Genomic DNA, 7,733 nt, shown 5'->3' on the forward strand with positions numbered 1-7,733 from the left:
ACTGACTCATATCATTAATTATGGGTCGCTATTACAATGTCAGTTAGTGTAATGATCGCCATTTCAATATTTGCAAAAAACATACCGTAAAAAATAAAAACATAATAATCTGTTTTATCTCACGTTTTCACTTTATCAAATAATACATTTAAATTTGTAGCAAAATAAGAATAATTATAAAAATGTTTATTCTATTCTGACTTGATAATAAATTAGGCCGCTTTCTGTCGGCTGTAACACGCCATCAAATTCAATTCTAATTTGCCCTTGATAACCAATAACATTACTACCATGCTCTGTAACCACATTACAATTAAGTGTTGAAGGATAAGTATAATTAGCACAATCTAATATCTGATCTAGTGAAGTATAAGCAGGCGTATCATCAAAGATTGATACATCAGAAATATCCCCTGTTCCTACATTTTCAAAATACACTTCATAGCGTAATACATCATTGGGTTTAGCATTATTTTGGGTTGTTTTCCCAGTTGCTTGAGTGAGATTATTCACTGTCTTAGTTAGTTTTAATTCACCCGCTCCGGCAAACGTTACTTTAACGGTATCAGTATCGGTTACAATTCGTGTTACACCATGCCCAACCCCTGCATTATCTTCAAAGATCATTGTGGCTTTTACATCATAATTCACTACAGCATTTAAGCTGGCGTTATTAGGAACAAATACTTTACTCAACACACAAAACGTCGTAACTGCTGTTGTTGCTATTGGCGCAACAATCGCATTATCCCCACTATCAATGCTGCCGTTACAATTATTATCACGGTATAACTGTATCGACCAGCCTGTATTCGGTGGTGAAATAGTGGTGTTATTGACCTCTAACGTAATGTTCCCTGAAGTAAATGTCTTTAATTGGTGGCGCAAGAATACAAATTTATTCGGTTCAACCTCAGTAAAATTATCTGCCTCTAAAATAGGCGGTTTTACTTTACCAAAATTGAGATATTCAACGTTATCTCCAGCATTTGCGGTAACAGCGATCTGATTATCTGTCACACTGCTACTACTTGCTTGTGAAATAGTAGTAAGATCACTTTCACTGATATCAATCCATGCTGCTTGACCTATCACCTGTATTATTACAGGCTGAGTCGCAACTTCAACGGGTAACAAAATCTCGTAGCTACCATCGCCACGGCTACGGGTTCGAGCCACAAGATCACCGGAGTTATAACCTGTAATCGCCGCACCTTGATAAATTGCTTCAATAGTAAAACTGGCTAAACCTGCTTCTGTTAGCGCCATTACACCATCATGAGCTGTGGCACCTCCAGCGGCATTATCATTAAAAACAAAACCTTTAATCACTATTTGATTAATTAATTCAAATGGATAATCTTCTACTTCACCATTTGGTGCTAACATCCCTAATTGAGTATCATCTGGTGCATTACATTGGTTAGCTTGAGCACATAATCGAAACCTGATTGTTGTATTACCATTGTAACCTTGTGTAAATGCCGCAGGTAAGATCAGCTGAATAGCGTTCACTCCGTCAACAACATCCACTTCATTAACGACCTGTTCACCCGTTTCGTGATAACTACCATTACCATTCATATCGACCCATGCATTAAGTTTTAATGAACCTGAAGCTTGATTACTAACAGTGACATCAACATTAACGATACTATTAACCACAATGCTAGCGGGCATATCAACACCGTCTTCATCATCAATATCAAGCAAATCATCACCTAACGCGGTCTGGGTTTGAGGCTGAGTTAAATCAACATCAAACAATGTTCCTAGACGGTAATCAGCCACTCCGTCAGCGTCATTATCGTAAAATCGATGACCTGCTAAACCATCATTTACATAAGTACTATCACCATAATCAGCCGAATCAAAACACCCAGTGCCATCAAGGCTTGATGGATAATCATTGGCCATTGCAGCAACAGGAACAATGTCAGCCGTTAATGTATTTAAACGGTACATCGTTGAACCGTCATACTCAGGTGTGCCATCACGATCGAGATCATGTGTGCCATTATTACTGATCGCATACATGAAAATACCCGTATCCATAAACACTGCGTCCGTTCCACCATTATTAGTTGGTGGGCTAATACCGTTCCAATTAAGACTTGTAGCCACCACCGAGCCAGTTGTAACGTTCATCTTATACAATGTACTAGTGGTGATATCAGGGTTATATAGGTAGCCATCAGCCGCAAAAGCAAAATCCCCCCCCATTCCATTAACCGCTATATCCATTTCAACAATAGTGAAAATACGATCACGTAAATGCACTTTTATTAATTGATGCCATTCTGCATGATGGAGGTACAGATATTCACCACTAGGATCAATAGCACCTCGTGATGCTGATTGAATATTCAGCGCACCAACATTACGAGTTAATAACTGATTTTTAATAAAACTAACAGTACCGACAATTGCATGTGTGAGGATTTGATTTTGAGAAGAGACAATCGTACCTAAATCAATAATATCCGTACCACTTTGATCAGTGACAAATAAATGAATATTACGATCTGGTGATGACGTATCCATGACCACACCATATATTTGATAATTGGTAGGATGAATACCTAATGCGTTAACACTATTAATTGAGGGTAGCCCAGAAATAACTACTGGCTGCTGTAATATCGTCGTCGCAAATGGTTGAACGGCGGGCTGAATAGCTGCAAGACTAAAGCTGCTTTCTGATCCATGGCTAAGCGTTGCACTATCACAGGACTCTGTAATTAACGGTATTGCCGTTGTCCATACTTGATAATCTTCTACCTCACCATTTGCAGCAATGTGACCTTGAACAGTGTCATTAAATTGATCACATTGACCAATAGCCGCACAAAATCGTACTCTTAGAGTCGTTAAACCATTATATGATCCCATTGCTGTGGCATCTAAATTAATACTGACTGTATTGCTGCCTGCGCTTATAGCCACATTTGTCGCAAGTTGCTCGCTAACATCAAAAGTGCCTCCATTCTGATAATCTAACCATATATTAATGACACCAGCTTGACTCGCAGTCACCATCAAATCGTTACTTCCTGCTTCAAGAACATCAGCCGTTACAACGCCGTCTTCATCAATTAAAGTGTATAAATTATCATCACGAGCATCATTACTGGTAAAAGCAAAAAATTCACTATCCCATTGACTACCTAACTGATAATCAACAACGCCATTATCATTACCATCAAAATAGTAATGAGATACTTCACCATAAGTTATTGCTGCATCACCAAAATCACGAGCATGTAATAAACACCCTGCGGCATCAGAAAAACTGCTTTCTCCTCCGGTTATTGATCCCATCAATAATGCTTTTTTCGATTTAAGGTTAAGTTGATAAAGCGCTTTACCTGATGCATCTAAACTGCCATTTAAATCACTGTCATAATCACCATCAATAACAAAGTAGATTAAATAGCCTTCTCCTTGCGCCATACCATACGTTTTAGCATCAGGAGGCGTCGTACCAAAATCAATTGCCGTTGCAGAAATAGCACCAGATTGTGGATTTATACTATAAAGCGTGCGAGCAGAAACTTCTGTTGTCACAATATTGCCGGAATCCGCATCCATGAGCCAATCATTATCAAACGGTAAATTTAAGCCTCCTCCCGATGTCATTCCAATATCAGGCAATAACAGATTTACAGCATCAACTTTAAAAGTATTGGTATTAACGGCTAATATTTGTCCACTTGACGGATGACCTATATACAAATATTGACCATCATTACTGATCGTACCAAGCTCACCCATTAGCGTTGGAGAAACTGTAATCGGTAACCCCTCTATAACCGTGGTTACTGCCCCGGTTTGTACATTAATTATATTAAAATCAGCATTCGCTGTAGGTGCGCCAATATCAACAATATTGCCTTGTTTATCAAACATTACCACATGTAATAAATTAACATTATCAATATAGACACCATAAAAAACACCTCCTACACGATCAAAAGCAATCGCGTTTAGATGATCAAACCCTGTTGTATTAGTAATAATATCGGTGGCTATAAAAGGAAGACTCGTTGTTGTAATATTTCGAAAATTGATACTCGTTGAAGCCTGACTGTCAGTTTGATACAAACCATCACAGGTCGTATTTGGAAAAACGCCTTCAATGACTTTTGCAAGGTGATCTTCTACCTCACCGTTACTGGCAATACCTACAGGTGTATTACAACTTGCAACTGCACTATTAGTACAAATACGCAGTCTCATGTACGTATCCCCTGTCATTACCGTCGTAAGCCCAGCCCAATTAACCGTCGCTGTACCTGTTGTTTGAGATGCAGGGATAACGATACTGGTACGTTCATTAGCATCAAACTCGGTACTCTGATTAAAATCCACCCACACATACAGCGTGGCATCTTCACTCGAATTATTGGTTATCGGCACGGTAAGTGAACCCATACCGTTATTAATAAACACGCGTACTTGATTAGCGAAAGCATCTTCATCATTAGGCGTTGTACCACCAAGATCATCACTATCTGCATTAATAGAAGGTACACCGTCAACATCATTATCCGGTTTTTTATCCCCTAACCACACACTATTCTGACGAGTAACATGAAACGGTCCTGCTACCGAATTAGAGGTAAAATAACTATCAGGAGCATCACCAAAATCAAGCCCTAGAGGTGCATAACGACAACGTGCACCATCGTTTGTTGTCATCGTAAAGCCAAGATCAGAAACAATCGTACCCGTATAAGTAGTTGCACTACCATCACCAATCGGAATCTGTAACACTGGCCCAAATATGCTGGGACTCGGCGGGGTGTATTTACCATTATTGACCGCATACATATTACCTGCCTGATCAAAATAAATAGCACCATAGCCTGACGTAAAATGGTTGGTGTTATAATTACGCGTTACACCATTCGCAATCACTTTATTTACCGTTCGACTATTACTTCTCGCACCATTAATTGGATTAAACCTTGCAATTTGGCCATTTGTTCGTAATCCATAGATATTTCCATCAACAGGATTAATCGCAAAATCTGCCGTTGAAAATGCTGAAATACTCGGTCTTCCTACTTCAGTTAAATAAGTTTCGCTCGCGGGATTAACATCTATTTTTAAAATATACCCTGTACTACCCCCAGTTAAATATAAAATCCCCTCATTTGAAATGGTCGCATTATTAAAGTTAATATTAATATTACTTCCGGTTAATGTAATTGGTAATAAATGCATTTGACGGTTGCCATCAATCAATGCCAATAACTTCTCATCTGTCACACCTATATCACCAATGATATGGTTATTCTGAATAAAATAACCGACTTGTAACCCTCCATCATTAAATGGTGATCCAGTTACGTCAGATTGTAATTCTTCCGTATCACCCGTAAATAAATCTACCGCAAATAAATCAGCGGGTGTACGCATTGTTAGGTAACCATCGGCATCACATGCGGAAAAACCAGGTGCAACAATATCGGCAAAATTATTATTATTACTATTATTATTTACCACACCTAAATCAATTACATTACTGCTGCTGGATGTATAGGTTGCCGGATCGGCAATCGTATTATTTTCTAATAAGCCATCTGCATTCACTGTCCCTATTTGTGGAGGACAAACCATTGGTGCAGGTGTAACTTCATTCGCCGTTTCATAAATGGTATAGCTATGTCCATTTAACGCCGCAAGAGAATAATCACCATTATTATCAGTGATAGTTGACTGACAGGTATTTGTTGTTTCATCATATAACGTCACCGCAACATTACTGATACCCGCTTCTGCGCCGTTTAGTATTCCGTTATAAAACGCCAATGAATTACCTAAACTAGTGTCTGTTCCGCCATCAGTAAACACTTTACCGCTAATACGAAAACCAACAATAACAGAATAATCTTCTACCTCTCCGTCAGCGGAGAAACCATTAAAATCAGCTGCCGTTAATTGCTGTGTGGTTATTCTTAAACGTGCAAATGTCGTGTTTGTATTATTGGTAACTGTAAATCCGCTAAATGATAATGTTGCATTACCTGCACTTGATGCATCGATATCATGACAATCTGCTTCAGCAAATTCATTATTAGCCACATCAAAAGTACCGTTATTATCAAAATCGACCCAACCATAAACCTTTGCCCCAACATCATTAATCCCATCATGATCATTACAGATCACATCAACACTGTATTGAGTACTATCAAGGAAAAATCCAGGCATCCCTGTAACACCATCTTCATCATTACCACTAGCAATACCTGAAGTATCAGTCACATCATCATCGGTTGCAGTATTCGGGAAATCTTCTATACCATCAGAAAAACCATCACTATCAGCATCCGGTGCTTTATCACCAAGCATAATAGTATAACGATTACTCCCTAAACCATGCTCGGCACCGTTACTCGATTTTAAGGTTGAATAACTGTCGGGGGCATCACTAAAATCAGAAGCCTGACTAAATGTAATTAGATGATCTTCAATTTCACCACCAACGACCATACCTGTCGCTCGTTCATCCCATGTTGTTGAAAGATCATCGGTAGGTAATGCTTGATTGGTGATCCGTAATCTTAAATAGCTTTGCCCATCTTGGACGTTATTAATATCAATCCAGCGTAATAAAGCACTCCCTTCATTCGCAGGATCGGTATCGACACATTCTCGGAATGTATATTCGTCAACTTCAAATTGATTGTTACTATTAAAATCAATCCAACCATGCACAATCGCACCGAGATCAGTACCAGAGACATTGTCATTACACGATATATTAACGGTAAAAATAGAATTCGATGAGTCAAAATTTAAAACACCAACAGCATCTTCATCATTGGTGCCATTAATATTATCTTGGCTGGAATTAATATCTTGAAAGGTGCCGCTATCATGATCGGGAGCAATAGTACCGATATAAATCGCATTACTATCAGTAAAATCATGCATCGCGCCATTATTAGCTGCTAGGGTATGAAAGGTAGAATTAGTGCCATCATCAGGGGCATCACCATAATCAAATTGATCATTAGGAATAATCGTAACCGTTCGACTACCACTGGTTGTACGCCAGCGATAATACTGATCATTGGTGTTTGTATACCAACAATCAGAACTATTTTGACCATCTTCGGCATTCGCAAAACAAAATGTCATATAGTCAGGCAATGTCAGATTCGCCGTACTGCCCGTATCTTGAAAGCGTTGTAGCACTAATCGTACAGAAACATTTTTAGATTGATTACTATCATAATATGGCCCATAAAAGTTAGGGGCTGTTGAACCTGTATTACAATGTTGCTTCCATTGATTATCCAGAAATAACTGAATTCGATAATCTGGATTACCTAAATTTACCACATAACCATTAGCAAATGATAAACCATTATTACCACACCGCATTAAATGATGAATATTACCTTGTGTATCATCAGTATGCTGAACGGTAACATTTGAATTTAAAAGCGTAGATGTTTGACCAACATTCAATGCTGTTATTGAGCTTGCAATACCATTAACTTGATTAGGGTTAACATTTAAATAAACCGTTGCGGCTACACGAAATGGTATTATTACTAACAATAATATCATTATTATAAATATCAAATTTTTCATTTTTATATACATTGATATGCCTCTTCATTGATACGAAGGAGCATATGCAGCATATATGCCAAAAAAAATAGGCACTCAATCAACTCATTATGAAACTAAGAACAAATTGATTGAGGTGCATT

Annotated in this window: 1 protein-coding gene; it reads right to left on the bottom strand. The window is 38.2% G+C overall.

The features are described from left to right. Window positions 1-186 precede the first annotated feature (186 nt). Window positions 187-7,578 carry a GEVED domain-containing protein gene (locus tag BTO21_RS15700; protein ID WP_170064524.1) on the bottom strand — a complete coding sequence of 2,464 codons (7,392 nt, stop codon included), beginning with the start codon at window positions 7,576-7,578 and terminating at the stop codon, window positions 187-189. Between the last annotated feature and the right edge of the window lie 155 nt (window positions 7,579-7,733).

This window comes from Photobacterium phosphoreum, from assembly GCF_002954725.1.
Taxonomy (GTDB): domain Bacteria; phylum Pseudomonadota; class Gammaproteobacteria; order Enterobacterales; family Vibrionaceae; genus Photobacterium; species Photobacterium phosphoreum.